This is a genomic window from Methanoplanus endosymbiosus, from assembly GCF_024662215.1.
GTDB lineage: Archaea > Halobacteriota > Methanomicrobia > Methanomicrobiales > Methanomicrobiaceae > Methanoplanus > Methanoplanus endosymbiosus.
Genome location: NZ_CP096115.1, coordinates 1,731,913 through 1,749,204, shown reverse-complemented (window position 1 = coordinate 1,749,204; position 17,292 = coordinate 1,731,913). Strand labels below are relative to the sequence as shown.

Sequence of the window (17,292 nt, the reverse complement as noted above, 5' to 3'; positions counted from 1 at the left end):
TCTTTCTTTAATCTTTTTTGGATAAACCAATGTCATTCTTATTTTAATAATTAAGGGCAAATTAATCAGACGGAGTTGTTTAATGTATATTGGTATTGATCACGGTACATCTGCGATCAGGTTCTCCTCAGGTGAGGATAAATTTAAAATTTCCAGGAAGGATGCAGTTAATTTCAGTTATGAAGATTTAAACCGCCTCTGTCCACTGGACTGTATAGAGGGCATTGCGGTCTGCTACTCGATGGGAGATGCGATAACTGAGATCACCCCCATTGATAAAGTTAAAAACAGGGGTATTGTCACAAAGGAAGGCGCAGGCGAGCATATCGGCGGCGGGACAAAAGTGTATGATGAGATTGAAAGAAGCGGCATTCCTGCGGTTGTAATTCCCGGCATACACAGGAACTCACCGACAGATCCAAGATTTAAGGTATATTCCCACCAGACAAGTCCTGAGAAAATTGGCATTGCCTATCTGGTTCACCGGGATCTCGGTGATAATTTCATAGTTTCGGATATCAGCTCAAATACAGTGAGTCTTCTTGTGACCGGCGGTCATATCACCGGTGCATTTGATGCCTGTATCTTCGCCCCCGGAACTAAGCACGGGGCTATTGATGTTGATGGCATAAGAAAGACTGACAGCGGTGAATGGACAGCAAACGAGGCATTTCTGCATGCCGGAACTGATGAGAATGTCCCTCCTGAATACAGAAGAGATACCATTGCAATGTTTGCAGCAATGGAGTGTGCCTCGCTTAAACTGTTAAACCGTGATGCACCTGTTGCCCTTGCCGGATCAATGGCAGAAGAGGTCTCTGATATTATATCTTCCCTGCTGGATGAGGAGGTCTTTGTATATGACGAATGGGCGGCATCAGACGGACTTTCAATGATTGCATCTGATGTATTCTCCGGTAAAAAAGAGATTCTTGGACTTAAAGTATCTGAACTGAAGCGCTGAATATATATTTTATTTTTCTGATTTTAATTCAGTCAGGTGTGAAGTATCCCTGCGTGGAGTGGCATTAGTTGATATCTAAGCTCTTAGTGCCCGCAGGAGAGGTATTCAGGAATGTCTGAGGGAGAGTTTTTATCAGGCAGAATAATTTATGCTTTTTTAAGGGTGAAGCAGATCTTTAAGCCATCTTTTTCACTGCCGGAAACTCTGTCGGCAGCATAAATCTCTCCGCCATATCTTTCTTCAATGAGGGTTCTGACAATATGCAGACCAAGGCCTTTTCCGGATTTCAGGCGTGCTGTCTTTTCACCCCTGACAGTTCTCTCAAAACATCTGGCTTTTAGGTGATCGGGCATTCCGGGTCCGTTGTCTTCAATGCAGATAATCACTTCTCCGCCTTTTGGTTCAGCAGTGATTTTTATTCTGCACTCTTCTCCTGCATATTTCTTTGAGTTTTCTATGAGATTTACAAATACTTCGGTTAACAGTTCATCTGCAAGGACTTTGATATCTGTCTTTTCATATTCCGGACTGATACCGGATATATGGTCAAGGGCTTCATCAATGGTTTTTGACAGGCTGACTGGCTTTAATACCTTATTATAATCCCTGATCTTTCTTAGCATTGAGACATTGTTTATAATCCGGATGCTCTGGTTTACGGCATTTATTACCTTTCCGGAAAATTCCGGTACGCAGCCTCCTGTCCCGTCATCAAGCATTTCAGCGTAGCCGAGAGCTGCCATATTTGCATTGTTTATGTCATGCGTCATCAGATCAAGATAGAAGTTAGCCTCTTCATTGGCCTCTTTCAGTTCAGCTGTTCTCTTTCCAACAAGATTTTCAAGATTTTCATTCTGCTCTTTTATAATCTCCTCTGAACTTTTCAGCCGGAAGATCATCTCATTGAGAGTTTCAACCATATTTCTGATACTCTTCTCAAGCTGCCCGAATTCCCGGCTTCCGTTATTGGCAGTGATCTGATGTCCAAGATCACCTGAGGCAATTACGTCAACATCCTTCACAATCTCCCTGACCGGCCGTGTGACAATCACTGCTGCCAGATATATTGAGAGGATTATCAGGAAAAGCATGAGCAGAAGTGCAGCAATCTGTGAGATCAGCAGGCTGTTCAGCTGTTCATTCAGTATTGAGTCGTTATATTCAAAGGCTGCTACAAGTGAGAGATCTGATCCATAATCCGGATTGTAAAGGTCAATATACCTGTAGTTTACTGTTGTCAGGTTTTTGGAATCAACGTAGGTATAATCACTTCCGGACCTGATGATCCGGTTTATAATCTCTTCTTCGCCGGGAAATTTATATTCTGAATCCCCTATTGGATCGGAGAATATGTCAAAGAATCTTATTTCAATGAGATTTGGACTGAGGTTCTGAATTCTATTTGCTGTATCACTGTATTTCAAATTTTTTCTGGCATCATTTTGTTTAAGGTCATATGAGATCTCAAGAATTTCATTATGATCCGGTGATGGGATATAGCCGTATTTTTTTGTGATTGAACTGTCCAGAATGCTTGTTACAACCCTGTCTCCGTGGTATGAATCACCATTTCTGATATTGTCAAGATAATCTGAGAAATACTCAAATTTGCCTAAATCCAGTCCTAAATCCGGTTTAAATGTTGTTTTGGTGATGATATTGCTCTCATTGAATATGTACAGATTATATCCGTCACCAAGCCGGTTTTTTATGGCTAAAAGATCATTGTCGGATAGTTCTCCGCCGGATGAATTGTATTCTGCAAGATATATTTCAAAGGCAGATTTCAGTCTGTCATCAAGGCTGCTGTCATAGATTTCAAGACCTGAATTTATGACATTTGTCAGTTCTATCATGCTGATTTCGGTATTTTCCTGAAGCTGAATGCTGTTGTAAGTAAGATCGTCCGAAAGCTGAGTGTAATGTACTATTGAGAGGCATATGACAAAGGGGACTATAATTGCAATGCAGAGCAGGAGGATATACGTTGAGTATGAATGGCTGTCCCTGCTGATCATCTTCTTTATGTCCATATAACTCCTCTCTGAAATTCCCTTTCTGCCGGAAATAAAACATTTTGTAAATATTTTATTGCATTATAATTTTTCTCAATTCAATAAATGTCTGTCTGTCTGTGAATTAACTGCATTACAATATCTGTTCTGCATTCAGATTATGGATCTCTGTTATCCTTCCGGATTAGATGGTTGGCTTTCTTTTTTAAAAGCTGCTGTACCTGTCTGATTATCTATTTCCCGCCCATCCTTTTGGATTGGACAGATGCAGGCTGTGCCGGAAAAGTATCTGGGAAGTTATGGCATTTAGTATCATCGCAAAATAAAGCTCAAATTGGATTTCATTTTATGCTGAACTGCTATTGTGTTCCAGTCTGGATACCTCTCTTTTGAGAGGAAATCCTGGAAAACTGATCTGTTCCGGAATAATCCTGATGAATAAATCAATCCGGGTTTTGATGTCAGGCAGGGACTGCGGGGTAAGTCCGGTTCTGTTATTGTCAGAAAAAAAGAATATTTGTTAAAATTTATATGGTTGGTTTTTTGGTGGATGTTATTACATCATGGGAGGCATGCCGCCCATTCCACCCATACCGCCCATACCGCCGCCCATGGCAGCCATCTCTTCTGGGCTTGGTCCGCCTGAGCCTGATGATGCAATGACATCATCAATGCGGAGGATCATAACTGCTGCTTCTGCTGCTGATGCAATTGCCTGCGTCTTTACACGCAGTGGCTCGATAACGCCTGCTTTAAGCATATCTTCCGGCTTTGCATCGAATACATTAAGACCTGTTGTCTTATTTCCTGCTTCATGTTCTGAGCGGAGTTCAACAAGCATGTCAATTGGGTCAAGACCTGCATTTTCTGCAAGTGTGCGTGGGATGATCTCAAGAGCTGTTGCAAATGCCTCGATTGCAAGCTGTGAGCGTCCTTCCTGTGATGCTGCATATTCACGGAGTCTGAGTGAAAGTTCAACTTCAGGTGCACCGCCGCCTGCGACAAACTTTCCGTCCTCAACTGCAACTGATACTACACGGAGTGCGTCTTCAAGTGCACGGTCAAGTTCATCTACTACATGCTCTGTACCGCCACGGACGATAAGTGTGCATGACTTTGGATTGTCACAGTCTGTGACAAAGATCATCTCTTCGCCGCCGACCTTCTTCTCTTCTACAAGTCCTGCCTTCCCAAGTTCACCTGCATCGATTGCATCAATGGATGAGATGACTGAAGCGCCTGTTGCACGTGCGAGTTTTGTTAAATCTGACTTCTTTACACGGCGTACTGCAAGGATTCCTGCCTTTGCAAGGTAGTGCTGAGCAATGTCATCAATTCCCTTCTGGCATACGAGAACATTTGCGCCGGATGCGATGATCTTCTCAACGATTCCTTTGATCATCTTCTCTTCTTCATCAAGGAACATCTGAAGCTGGTCCGGTGATGTGATTGAGATCTCTGCATCCACTTCGGTCTTTTTGTACTCTACCGCAGCGTTGAGGAGAAGAATCTTTGCTGCTTCTACCTTCTTTGGCATTGCAGGGTGTACACGCTCTTTGTCGATTACAACACCCTCGATGATCTCTGAGTCTTCGATTGTGCCGCCGACCTTCTTCTCGACCTTTACAAAGTCTGTGTCAACTGTGCCGTCTTCGTCAGCGATCATTGTGATTGCTTTTACAACGAGATCGTTGAGTTTGTCCTTTGCAGCTTCTGCACCTTTGCCGGTCATTGCTGTGTCGGCAATCTTTTTGAGCATCTCAATGTCGTCAGGTTTGATCTCAATTGCCATCTCTTTTAAGAGTGCCTGTGATTTGTCTGCTGCAAGGCGGTACCCGTGTGCAATTACTGTCGGGTGAACATCCTGCTCAAGGAGATCTTCTGCACGCTTTAAGAGTTCGCCTGCAACGACAACTGCTGTTGTTGTACCGTCTCCGACTTCATCGTCCTGTGTCTTTGCAACTTCAACCATCATTTTGGCAGCAGGGTGCTCGATGTCCATCTCTTTGAGGATTGTAACACCATCGTTTGTGATGACAACATCACCGATTGTGTCAACGAGCATCTTGTCCATGCCTTTTGGTCCGAGTGTTGTTCTTACTGCACCTGCAACTGCTTTTGCTGCTGCAATGTTTCCGCTCTGTGCGTCGCGACCGCGTGTGCGGGTGCTTCCTTCTTTAAGAATAAAGATTGGCTGGCCACCAAGATTTGCTACCATAGTATAATCTCCTATATTAGTCCCTAAAAATGTGGTTAGTGGTTCTATATATACCTTACGTGTGGTTGATCATATCAATAAGGTCTGTTCCGGAACTTAAGTCAGAGAGTTCGGATTCTCCAATAATCAGTGTTTTACCTATCTTTTTCTTCTTTTTGTAATCGGTAAGGACACATACTGCCTTTGAATCTGTTATATCGGATATATTGCCTATGAGTGCAGCGCGCCTGATTGTCTTCTGTGTGGTTCCGTATCCGGTGAGGATGGTCTCCTTCTCAAATACCACAAGCGCTTCAAATGGTGCTCTCTGCATGATATGTGTTTCAAGTCCGAGCCTCTCGAAGTCTGCCGGAATTTTCTCGCTGGAGGGCATCTCCTTATGTTTTGTTTCCGGAGTTTTATGTGAGAGCAGGTCTATTGCCTCAACAATTGCACTGTCAAACATCTCCTCCAGTTTGATGGCAATGTCAAGAGTTGTGCTCATTCCGCCTTCATATTTGGATATAGTACGTCTTGATACTCCCAGGATGGCAGCAAGATCTCCCAGTGACAGGTTCTGGTCTTCACGCAGATTTCTGAGCCTGTTTCCGTTAATATTTACATAAAGGCCGCCGGGCTGGGCATATACAAGAGGCGGCACCTCATCAACAAAAAAGTCATAGAGGGTTGTTGCATTTGTGGCAATGATGCCGTATCTGAGATAGACAGCTCCCCTCTCAAGGTCAGAATCCCTTGCCTTTTCCCCGACAATTATTGGTTTTCCTCTGAGGTGTGTTGCAATAATATGAAGATCGCTTGCACTATCCTCGCCTACGCTGTCTATATGCGGCACAACTTTTATTACGAGAATATTCTCACTCTTTCTCGCGATGAGATCAAAGCTTCTCGGACGTATGCCGCACCTCTCTGATACATTGTATCCCGCCATCAGAAGGACACTGATTACGGTCTGAAGCAGTCTTTCATGCGTCATTGCACTATATAGGTTGATTAGTACCCGGAGGATATATATTAATACTGTATTTGCCATGATTTTCAGACTCGGACTTGATGACACTGATTCTCCGGAAGGGATGTGCACGACTTATCTCGCCTCAGTCCTCTCGGATAAGCTCAGAAGTGAGGGTATAACGGTTAAGGAACTGCTTCTTGTCAGGCTTAATCCCAATGTTAAATTTAAGACCAGGGGCAATGCCGCTGTATGCCTGATATGTGAGGGTGATCTGGACTGTGCCTTTGATACAGCCTGCATTATGGTCGAAAAATATGCTGACTTTGGCTGCGGGAACACAAATCCGGGAGTTGTTGCAGTGGCGGAGGATGCAAGGCCCGGTGCCGGGTTTTATCTCCGGGCACTCAGGGACTTCTGCACAATTGACGGTACTGTCGGGATGCTGGATAAAATTCCGGCTGATAAGGTGAGATACAGGGGCTGGAAGAATAAACGGGGCCTTATTGGTGCTTCTGCTTCGGTTGCTGCAGAGTTGGGTGACTGTTCGGATAAATGCGCTGACGACTGCACCTATGAGCTTCTTGTGTACAGAGATCCGGAGGATAAGGGCATGCGGTATGTGGATAGGGAGAGCCTCTTTGAGGCGGAGGAGAAGACATATCCGCATACCTGGGACTCAGTTGATACTGTCAATAACGCAGTTGTCTGTGTGCCCCACACTCCTGATCCTGTTATTTATGGCATAAGGGGCGAATCCCCGGAATGGCTACAGAAGGCAGATTCATATATTATATCCCAGATGCCGGAGAGAAGCTCTCTCTTCAGGACCAATCAGGGGACTGATGCCCATCTGACTGATGCAGATGCCGGAGATATTGAGGATGGAAAATCCTACAGAATTTCCGGAAAGGTCTTCTCCTCCCCTGAATCCGGGCCTGGCGGCCATGTATCTTTCATGCTGGAAGGAATGGATGGATCTCCTGTCAGATGCATGGCGTATGAACCGACCAAAAATTTCAGGAATATTATCAGGGCACTGATACCCGGAGATCTTGTCAGGGTATGCGGCAGTTTTAAGGGCGGCAGTATAAACCTTGAAAAGATTGAAGTGACTGAAACTGCTCTCCTGACAGAGGAGAAACCTCCGGTCTGCGTATGCGGGAAGAGGATGACCAGCGCGGGTTCCGGCAAGGGTTATAAATGCCGGAAATGCTCTGAAAAGAGTATGGTTCCGGAAATTACCGTTACTGAAAGGAACTTAAGCCCTGGTTGGTATGAGGTTCCGCCAGTTGCGAGAAGGCACCTGTCAAAGCCGCTCATCCGGGGGAAATTTCAGGTGTTTAAGTCGAATCAGATTTATAGGTGAGTAAAATGTTTATTTTTGTAGTTTCTGTTCTGTTAATCTCAGTTTCGGCATTGCCATATATATATTATTTATTTGGAATTAAATTTGGGAAAAAAACTTGTTCTGTTTATTTATTGAAGGAATTTCCCAATATAAGCATAATTATTTCTGCATATAATGAAGAGAAAATTATTTCTGAAAGAATTGATAATCTGGCTGAAACTGGCTATCCTAAAGATAAATTTGAACTTATTTTTATCGATGATCATTCTGATGATAACACCAAATATCTTGCAGAATCTAAGTTGAGGGATTCTGGAATAAACTACAGAATATTTTCAAATTATGAAAGGAAGGGCACAAACAAGTCATATAATTTTGCTTTGAGCAGGGCCAAAAATAACATCATTGTCACAACTGATGCGAATAAATTTTTTGAAGCAGATACACTGGTTATTCTGATTTCACGTTTGGTTTCTGATGATTCTGTTGCGGCTGTATGTGCTGATGTCAGGCCTTTTGAAGAATCTAAAAACCAAAAATTAGGAGGAATGGAAGGTATATACAGGAATTTTTATGGACGGATGTGTGACTGGGAGTCTGCAAATGATTCAACATATAATTTCAATGGTGCTCTGGTTGCCTTTAAAAAGAATATTATATCTTCAATAAAGGAAAACAGGGGCGCAGATGATGCAAATACAGCTTTTGAAGCGATAAGGAGTGGCTACAGGGCTGTCTATGTGATTGAGTCAGTAATATATGAAAAAATTCCACCTGAAATTAATAAACAGTACAAACAGAAAGTCCGGAGGGCAAAGAGGCTTATTGAAGCAACATTGTTTAATATGGACTTACTTACAGAGAAGAGAATTTTCTCGATAAGATTTTACCCTTTCAGAATTATGATGTATGTTATCTCTCCGGCATTTTTTCTCTCTGGATTGATATTGTTTATAATCTCAGTATTGGTTTATAGTGTTTTTGTCGGGACAGTAATTATTGTTTTATTCATCCTCTTTATCAGTTTAAAAAAATCGTCTTTTATATCATCATTTATACTAAATCAATTCTATCTATTGGTCGGGCTATTAAAAATCAGGAAAAATATGACTATCTGGGATAGTACCTCTGTTTAGGGGTTAAGACTCAGGAAAAAATTTTCTGAGCCACAATTCTGTACATACTATCCTCCATATTTCTGAGGAGTATTCTTTTTTGTCATTGATAAAGCTACAATAATCTGAGTAAACTAATACTGAGTTCCAGTATTTCCTTGTTTTAAACGAACTGGATTTCATAACTTCAATTATATTATCTTTTAACTCCTCCTTCATCCATATTTCTTCAGGCGTAGAAAATCCTTTTTTATCCATTCTGCACCTGATTTCTTCAGGGATAATTCCTTTTATTGATTTTCTGAGGATATATTTTGTAATTCCCTTTCTGATTTTTTTATCACCGGGTAGGTTATTGGCGTATTCGACTATCCGATAATCTAAAAAGGGCACTCTGGCTTCAACTGAGAAAGCCATTGACATTCTGTCTTCCCAGTGAAGTAGATATGGGAGGTTGGCGCTTGTCAGATCTGTTATCAGCGCTTCATTCAGATTTCCCTGATACCTTTCCAGTGGTTCTTCATATCCATTTATCAGGTCTCTTCTGCCTTTACGAATAAAAAACTGTTTGATTGCATACTTCACAAATCCTGAATGGTTCTTCAGCGTTCCGGTCAGTTCTTTGCTGGCTTTAAGATAATGCCTTTTATGAATCAGGCTGGAGATATGGCTGTATAAATAAGCAATGTAGCCTGCAAATATTTCATCTGCACCCTGTCCGTCAAGAACAACTTTTACATCCTTTGATAAATACCTCATTATGCAGTATTGTGAGTAAAGTGTAAGCTGCATAAATGGTTCATCATTTGAATAGATTAGGTGATCAAGGTCATTCCATAGTTCTTTTGGATTTGGCTTGATGTAATGGGCATTCACATCTGTGGATTCAACAATAATTTTGATATAGTCACTTTCATCAAACTTTTTCTCATCAAAAATGGCTGAAAATGTTTTCTGTTTTGGGGCATCCGGACTATTTTCCTTCAATATTTTACTAATAAGTACTGTAATTGTTGATGAATCCAGGCCTCCACTCAGGCATGTTCCTGTCGGAACATCACTTCTTAGGTGGAGTTTTGTTGAATCTTTAAGAAGATTCAATAATTCGTTTGCATCTCTTTCATCGGTATTACTATCGGATATTATCTCATCACTTTTGCCGGGAGAGTAGTATTTTATTATTTCTGGCTGGTTATTTATTGATATTTTCATAAAATGCCCTGCCGGCAACTGAAGAATACCTTCAAACATTGTTTCGTTTGTATGATCTGAGAGACCCCATTTAAGGAAGGTTATCACCTGTCTGTCGTTTGGCTTTTTACCGACATCTGGGTAGCAACAGAGCGCTTTTATCTCAGAAGCGAATATGAAATTGTTGTTTTGTATTGTATAATAGAGTGGTTTTATTCCAAACCTGTCGCGTGCGCAGAATAGCTCTTTTTTATTTTTATCCCAGATTGCAAAAGCCCACATTCCATTAAATTTTAATAGACAGTCAGATCCCCATTCTTCATAACTGTGAATAATAACTTCACTGTCTGTTTTGGATCTAAATTTATGTCCTTTACTAATAAGTTCTTCCCGTATTTCATGGAAATTATATATCTCTCCGTTGAATGTCAGCCAGATACTTTCGTCCTCATTTGTCATTGGCTGCCTGCCCTCTTCTGAGAGGTCAATTATTGAGAGGCGACGGTGTGCAAGACCTATTTCATTTTCAATAAAGAAGCCTGAATCATCGGGTCCCCTGTGTGACAGAATTTCCGACATCTGCATTAAATAATCCTTATTGATATTTTCTCCTGTTATTTTGAAGTGTCCCGCGATTCCACACATTGTATTAGATATTGTATATTTATTCCAATAATTATTCTTCCTATGGCGAAGTTCTTTTTAATTCAATAATAATTTTAATATCATAAGTTAAATGTAAGACAAAGGAGATTTTATGGATTTTAACCAGTTTAAAAATAAGAGAATATTAATTATTGCGGGACTTGTTGCCGTATTTACACTTCTCTCCTTAATGATCCGGCTCATTCCTGCCGGAAATTTAGTTGCTGTGGACGGAGTGAATCTGCTTGGCAATGATCCGTGGTATAACCTGAGGCAGATTGAGCTTCTGATCTCAGATTCGCTTCAGTACCCGTGGTATGACCCGATGACGAATTATCCGTACGGGACTAACAACTTCTGGGGGCCGCTGTATCCTTTGATTGCGGCTGTGATGTGCATTGTGACAGGTGCGGCAACCCGTACTGACATCATGTATGTCTCGTCCTGGCTGCCTGCACTTATGGGTGCGGCTATGGTGCCTGTGATGTACTTTGCCGGTGAGCGTCTTTCCGGTTATAAAACCGGACTTATTGCTGCTTTCCTTACTGCAATAGTATCAGGTCAGTTCTTTTACAGGTCCCTCTTTGGGTTTGTGGATCACCATGTGGCAGAGGTATTCTTCAGTACGCTCTTCTGTCTGGTGATTCTCTTCTACCTCTCATATGTAAGGGATCACCCGGTGGACCTCAAAAATACCGAGTCACTCAAAATTCCGGCTCTGATCTCTGCCGGGGCAGGATTTGCCTATTTCCTGGGCCTTGCTGTAATGCCGACAATGCTTCTATTTGCATTTATTATGGCTATTTATACCGGAATTCAGTTCATTTATGACCATATCAAGAATAAAACATCAGACTTTCTTCTTCTCTTCAATGTGGTTGCATTTCTGACAGCGATAGTTCTTTATGCTGCACTCATCGGCATCAGATTTGACGGCTTTGATATGGCAAGGTACTCTGTCGGCCATATATTTGCATATCTTGCCCTTATTGCCGGAACTGTGGTTCTTTATGCTCTTTCAACCTATCTCTCAGAGAAACCTTCATATTACTATGTCGGAGCAATATTCGGCCTTGCAATAGCAGGTCTGCTTGGGCTTATGGTTGTTCTGCCTGATCTGTACACTATAATTGTTAACGGCCTCTGGAGCTTTTTCGGCTATAAGACAACACTATCAACAATCCAGGAGGCAAACCACTGGAGTTTTGAGAATGCCTGGAATGCGTTTAACTTCGGCCTGATAATGATGGTCCTTGCATTCTTTGTGATGGTCTATCAGTTTATCCGTGAGCATAAACCGGAGCTCATCTTCACCATTGTCTGGTCGCTGGTAATTCTCTATGCTACAACTGTGCAGCTGAGGTATGAGTATTATCTCGGTGCAAATATCGCTCTTATGTCTGCATACTTCATATCATGGACACTTGATTATGGTCTGAAAGATATACTTGGATTTGCCGGAATAAAGCCTCAGGATAAAATTTTAGAGGAGATGCCTGAAGAAGAAAAGACGGGAAAAAAGAAGAAATCTGAGGGTTCATCGGCGAAGAAGAAAAAACCGGTTAAAAAAGCACATGCAGCAAAGCCAAAAGCATTCCCTGCCGGAATTGCAGTTGTTGGTGTAATTTTTCTGCTCCTCTTCAGTTATTTCTCAGTAAATGTCGATCTTGCTGTATCAAATAATGTAGGCGGGATTAACGGCGACTGGATGGAATCCCTTGAGTGGATGGGTGCAAATACTCCTGAAACCGGAGTTGATTACTACAAACTATATGAAAAAGACTCCTTTGAATATCCTGAGGAAGCCTACGGCGTTATGTCATGGTGGGACTACGGCCACTGGATAACCTTCAATGCCAAGAGGATGCCTAATGCAAACCCCTTCCAGGAGGGGGTTGCAGGTCCAAACGGTTCCGCCGCATTCTTTGTTCAGACAGATGAGGCTGGTTCAAACCTTGTGCTTGACAACCTTGACACAAGGTTTGTCATAACCGATGTCGAGATGGATACAGCCAAATTCTGGGCAATGGCAACATGGTTCAATCCGGAGCTTCAGCAGTCTCCATATGTGATGAACCTGTACCAGCACCAGGAGGACGGCTCACTCACCCCGGCCACACTGTACAGGGACGAATATTTTGAGACAATGATCTCAAAGCTGCACAACTTTGACGGTTCACTTGTTATTCCGTCTGAGGTGCTGTATGTCGAATATGTCAGCGGAGACATGTACGGCGCACCACTGCCGATAATATCAAAGGCTGAGTATATGCCTTATGATGCCGCTGAATCTGCGGTTGCAGCATTTAACGGGAATAATGCGAAAGCAGGCGCTGCCCTCCTAAGTCCTAATGTTATTCAGCCTTCAACAAAGGTGCCGGCACTTCAGCATTACAGGCTTGTGCATGAGTCGCCGACAAATGTTCTCAGCGGACAGGGTGGAGCCGATCTGAAATATGTCAAGACATTTGAGTATGTGCCCGGTGCAATAATCCGTGGTGACGGAATAATTGCAGTAAACCTTGAGTCAGATCAGGGCAGAAAGTTCACATATATGCAGGAGAGCGTAAACGGTGAATTCACTGTTCCTTATTCTACCGGTGGCGATAATTACGGAACCAGGGTTCTCTCGGATTATACAGTCATAGATACCGGAGAGACATTTAAGGTTTCAGAGGATGCTGTGATGAACGGCCTTTATATCAACTGAAATCTGATATTCCCTTTTTAAAAACTTTTTTGAGACAATTGTTCCTGAAATGAGACTGGATGTTAATTGTCTGTTCTATGATGATGGCTGCTGTTGAGCCCCGGTTATGAGTGCCTGAATATCAGTGAGACAGCCCGGACATTGTGCATCCGGAAAAATAGTAGTTATTTTTTAATTCTTGTCGGGTCCATGTGGGTGACTTCAAATCCGGGTATTACTAGTTTTACCACCGGAATGCTGGTCTTAGTGAGATCGCAGGCACATATCCGGTCAGCATGCCTCTCAACCTCTTCTGTCACCCTCTTAATATCACCATCAATGGAGTCTGTGCTGCTGTCGGGAATGTCAGAGATTTTTATTGTATCCTCATTCTCCTTAAACCACATTTTGTTTATCCTTTTAAGCCTCTCATATCCGGCCTTCTGAATCATAAGATTTTTGGCGGCATTCTCATTCTTATCTGCTATCAGTGAAGCGCGGCTTTTTGCAATGCCGGTGAGCGCCCTTATAACCGCAATCTCAGGACTGAGGTGCGCACCGGTTCCTGTCACAAGCATTGCAGGATCTTTTGTCTCTGTATCGTCCGCTGCTGCGGCGACCACAGGCACGGATGTTTTTCCGTCTAAGAGCCACAGGTGAATCTCTATCCCGTTTTCCTTAAATTTATTCAGGAGATCTTTTGCAGTGCCTTCTGTATCGATCACAAGTCTTCTGCCAAGCATCCTTTTGCTCTCGGCAATGCTTATGGCATCCTTTTCTATGATCTGATACATGGCATGGAGTATTGCTTCCTCCATATTATTTCCGGCTGCAAGGCCGGTTGTGCTGCTTTTGAAGAGCTGGTTAGCCATTCCGGGAGGATCATACGGGTGATATATGGCATTTGCCGGAATCAGAACCTCCTCCTCGTTTAAGATGTCCCATACCGGACTCCAGTACAGCAGCTGGTTGTTCTCAGGCTCCTGCGGCAGAATCAGCTCCCTTGGATCAACGGCCCTTGCCGGCCCGAAATTTTCGTAACTTCCGGTGATAAGCCTCTCCCCTCTGTATTCTGCGCAGTAACTCTCCACAGCATTCATTATTGCCGCAGTTTCGGCATCTGCCGGAGTAACTCCTTTACCTGTATGCTCCCTTGGTGCGCCGGGCCTGTTATCCGGAGTTATGGCGGAGTAAACCGGGATTTTCACTCTGTCACAGGCTGTCAAATCCCTGACTTCTGTGACTCCGATATCAGAAAGAATCTGTTTTAGCAGATTTAAGGTCTTTTCAGTATCTTCTGACCTGTGCATTATGCTTTGGTCTGTTTTTTTAACATTTCCGATAGCTATTGGTTCGGCACTGTACATTACTGAAAAATTGGAAAAACAACCATATATTATAGCCGACACAAAGTTCATTACAGGTATGGGATCATTTGCTGTAGGTTCATTTGTCAGGTATCCAAAGACCGGCACATCAGGCAGAGTTGACTCAGTTGAATTCTTTGACGGAGAGGAATTTGCAAGGATTGAGGAGACCGGCCTGTATTACCGGACAGATACCCTGATAATCACGGATAAGTATGAGAAGAAAGCTGAGCGTGGCGAAAATTCCGGCATTGAAAGGCTGAAATATGAAAAGCGCCTTGATTCAGACGAGATCAAAGATGCGTTTGATCATGTGGATGGTGTTGGTGCGGGATAATATCTTAAAAAAATATTTTTGTGTTTTTCAGCCGCAATTACTCTGTTAACTGATTATTTAATCTTCAATCGCTATTGTTGTCAGTTTCACCGATTCAACACCCTTCTGCGCCATCAGGCTTTCAGCAATTTTCTTGATGTCACCCGCATCGCCGCGGACAAGAATGATCTCCAGGCATTTGTCATGTGAGACATGGCTGTGCAGGGATGACTGGATTATATCAGTATGTTCATGCTGTATTTCAGTCAGTGTCTGAAGGAGACCCCGGTGTTCATGGTCATAAACCATTGTAATTACTCCCTGTCTCTCTCCTGTAACATCAGACATCCATCTGTAATATGTGATGTAATTTCTTATTGCATCGCGTATCCCCTCTGAACGGGATGAATATCCTCTGTATTCCAGAATTTCATCAAATTTATCCAGAAGGTTTTTTGGGAGCGATATTCCTATTCTTGAAAGGTCTGATTCCTGTGACATTTTACTCTCCGTTTAACTATTGTAATTATTATAAATAATTTCTTTCGGAAGTTTTACTATTTGAGTGAATTATTGAGAATATTTCTTAACTTTTATGCTGTTATGAATGCCGGTGATAAAAAAAAGTCTGGTTTTTTCTCTCATGTCAATAAACCGGAGTGAAGAGCAAAAAGTACCGGCTATTTCTCCAAAATAATCATATGTGCTGTTAAATTAACGATTTCTCTCTTTTTTTGCCGGATTTGTGTGTTCATCAGTACTTTTATGAGCTTTCATTTACCACAGATCAGGTATAAGTAATATTGTCATATATTTATAAGGAGGTTTGAGTAGTAGTGAGCGATCCATTAATCCCAAGTGTAAATATCGGTCTTGTTGGTCATGTTGACCATGGAAAGACAACCCTGGTGTCACATCTGACCGGCCAGTGGACAGACCGTCACAGTGAAGAGATAAAACGCGGAATATCAATCAGGCTTGGCTATGCCGATGCAACATTTTATAAATGCCCTGAATGTGAAGGTTCTGAATCATATTCGACAGATAAGGAGTGTCAGGTATGCAACGGTAAAACCGAACCTTTCAGAACAATTTCATTTGTGGATGCACCCGGCCACGAGACTCTTATGGCAACGATGCTGTCAGGGTCCGCACTCATGGACGGTGCAATGCTTGTAATTGCAGCCAATGAGAAGTGCCCCCAGCCTCAGACAAAAGAGCATCTTATGGCTCTTGAACTTGTCGGAATAAAAAATATTGTAATTGTTCAGAATAAGATAGATGTTGTTTCCCAGGAAGCAGCACTTGCTCACTACCAGCAGATTAAAAAATTTGTAAAGGGCACTGTCGCTGAGGATGCTCCGGTAATTCCTGTTTCAGCGCAGAAGGGTATTAATATGGGTGCCCTTATTGAGGCGATCAATAAGCATATTCCAGTGCCTGAAAGGGATCCCAAAGATGACCCTCTGATGCTTGTTGCCCGTTCTTTTGATATCAACAAGCCGGGATGCAGCTGGCGGGATGTTAAAGGAGGCGTTATTGGAGGTTCTCTTACCCAGGGTGTCTTCAATGAAGGTGATGATATTGAGATACGTCCCGGAAGGAAGGTCGAGGCAGAAAACCAGGTCAGATGGGAATCAATTCAGACCAAAGTAACTACTATGAATTCCGGTTCAAGGAAGGTTACTGAGGCAACACCCGGAGGACTTCTTGGTATAGGTACAAAGCTTGATCCGGCAATCACCAAGAGTGATGCACTCTCCGGACAGGTTGCAGGTCATGTCGGCAGGCTTCCTCCGGTATGGAACAAACTCTCGTTTAAGGTTGTTCTTATGGAGCGTGTTGTCGGTGCAGATGACGAGTTCACTATTGATCCGCTGAAACACAAGGAGCCGCTTATGCTCTCTGTCGGAACAGCTGTCACTGTTGGTGTTGTTACCAATACCAAAAAGGATGTAGTGGAAGTTGTGCTCAAAAGGCCGGTCTGTGTCGCTGTTGGCTCAAGAATTGCAATTAGCAGGCAGGTCGGTGGCAGGTGGCGCCTGATCGGAATGGGAACACTGGTAGAATAAAGGTAATCTTTGATGCCAATGCCCTGATGATTCCGGGGCAGTTCGGCGTGGATATATTCTCTGGGATAGAAGGGATTTTGGGTTCATATGAACCTTTAACTCTTGAAGATGTTCTCTCTGAACTGAAGGGAATATCCACCGGAAAGGGGCGTGATTCATCTGCGGCACGTGTCGGTATAATGCTTTCACGGAGATGCAGAGTCGCAGGCGGGCCTTATTCCGGCTTAACTGTTGATGACAGAATAATCTCTTTTGCTGAAGACTGCGGAGGGATTGTCGCAACAAATGACCGGGGACTGAAAAAGCGCCTCTTAGATAAGAATATTGATGTAATAACCTTAAGGAAACAGAAGACATTTGAGATCATTAAGGCCTGAAATAATCACCGGAGATTTAATTT

13 protein-coding genes are annotated in these 17,292 nt (G+C 42.8%); 7 read left to right on the top strand and 6 right to left on the bottom strand.

The window, feature by feature from the left end:
* Window positions 1–82 precede the first annotated feature (82 nt).
* Window positions 83–964, top strand: coding sequence for a methanogenesis marker 12 protein (locus tag L6E24_RS07710; protein WP_257741411.1), 882 nt, complete (start codon window positions 83–85; stop codon window positions 962–964).
* Window positions 965–1,110: 146 nt separating this feature from the next.
* On the opposite strand, the gene L6E24_RS07705 is transcribed toward L6E24_RS07710, so the two are convergent.
* From L6E24_RS07705 to L6E24_RS07695, 3 genes are all read right to left on the bottom strand, one after another.
* The gene (locus tag L6E24_RS07705) at window positions 1,111–2,997 is read right to left on the bottom strand and encodes a HAMP domain-containing sensor histidine kinase (RefSeq protein WP_257741410.1); all 1,887 of its coding nucleotides are present in this window, start codon (window positions 2,995–2,997) and stop codon (window positions 1,111–1,113) included.
* 538 nt (window positions 2,998–3,535) lie between these two features.
* Window positions 3,536–5,197, bottom strand: coding sequence for a thermosome subunit alpha (gene thsA, locus L6E24_RS07700; protein WP_257741409.1), 1,662 nt, complete (start codon window positions 5,195–5,197; stop codon window positions 3,536–3,538).
* A 55-nt stretch (window positions 5,198–5,252) separates the two neighbouring features.
* The gene (locus L6E24_RS07695) at window positions 5,253–6,170 is read right to left on the bottom strand and encodes a transcriptional regulator (RefSeq protein ID WP_257741408.1); all 918 of its coding nucleotides are present in this window, start codon (window positions 6,168–6,170) and stop codon (window positions 5,253–5,255) included.
* 55 nt (window positions 6,171–6,225) lie between these two features.
* On the opposite strand from L6E24_RS07695, the gene L6E24_RS07690 reads away from it, so the two are divergent.
* Window positions 6,226–7,515, top strand: coding sequence for a tRNA(Ile)(2)-agmatinylcytidine synthase (locus L6E24_RS07690; RefSeq protein ID WP_257741407.1), 1,290 nt, complete (start codon window positions 6,226–6,228; stop codon window positions 7,513–7,515).
* Window positions 7,516–7,520: 5 nt separating this feature from the next.
* On the top strand, window positions 7,521–8,633 hold the full coding sequence (locus L6E24_RS07685) for a glycosyltransferase (protein WP_257741406.1): 1,113 nt from the start codon (window positions 7,521–7,523) through the stop codon (window positions 8,631–8,633).
* Window positions 8,634–8,636: 3 nt separating this feature from the next.
* On the opposite strand, the gene asnB is transcribed toward L6E24_RS07685, so the two are convergent.
* Complete coding sequence (asnB, locus tag L6E24_RS07680) at window positions 8,637–10,448, bottom strand: asparagine synthase (glutamine-hydrolyzing) (RefSeq protein ID WP_257741405.1); 1,812 nt, start codon at window positions 10,446–10,448, stop codon at window positions 8,637–8,639.
* Between the two features lie 112 nt (window positions 10,449–10,560).
* Between asnB and L6E24_RS07675 the strand changes: the two genes are divergently transcribed.
* On the top strand, window positions 10,561–13,158 hold the full coding sequence (locus L6E24_RS07675) for an oligosaccharyl transferase, archaeosortase A system-associated (protein WP_257741404.1): 2,598 nt from the start codon (window positions 10,561–10,563) through the stop codon (window positions 13,156–13,158).
* 164 nt (window positions 13,159–13,322) lie between these two features.
* Here L6E24_RS07675 and L6E24_RS07670 read toward each other — a convergent pair whose 3' ends face one another.
* Window positions 13,323–14,447: a YcaO-related McrA-glycine thioamidation protein gene (locus L6E24_RS07670; protein ID WP_257741403.1), complete on the bottom strand. Its 1,125-nt coding sequence runs from the start codon at window positions 14,445–14,447 to the stop codon at window positions 13,323–13,325.
* Window position 14,448: 1 nt separating this feature from the next.
* On the opposite strand from L6E24_RS07670, the gene L6E24_RS07665 reads away from it, so the two are divergent.
* Window positions 14,449–14,841, top strand: coding sequence for a DUF2098 domain-containing protein (locus L6E24_RS07665; protein ID WP_257741402.1), 393 nt, complete (start codon window positions 14,449–14,451; stop codon window positions 14,839–14,841).
* Window positions 14,842–14,898: 57 nt separating this feature from the next.
* Here L6E24_RS07665 and nikR read toward each other — a convergent pair whose 3' ends face one another.
* Complete coding sequence (gene nikR, locus L6E24_RS07660) at window positions 14,899–15,321, bottom strand: nickel-responsive transcriptional regulator NikR (RefSeq protein WP_257741401.1); 423 nt, start codon at window positions 15,319–15,321, stop codon at window positions 14,899–14,901.
* 335 nt (window positions 15,322–15,656) lie between these two features.
* Here nikR and L6E24_RS07655 point away from each other — a divergent pair, with 335 nt between their 5' ends.
* Entirely contained in the window at window positions 15,657–16,892 is a 1,236-nt protein-coding gene (locus L6E24_RS07655; protein WP_257741400.1) for a translation initiation factor IF-2 subunit gamma, read from the top strand.
* Window positions 16,856–17,269 carry a type II toxin-antitoxin system VapC family toxin gene (locus L6E24_RS07650; RefSeq protein ID WP_257741399.1) on the top strand — a complete coding sequence of 138 codons (414 nt, stop codon included), beginning with the start codon at window positions 16,856–16,858 and terminating at the stop codon, window positions 17,267–17,269. The genes L6E24_RS07655 and L6E24_RS07650 overlap by 37 nt, the downstream gene beginning before the upstream one ends.
* The last annotated feature ends 23 nt before the right edge of the window (window positions 17,270–17,292 follow it).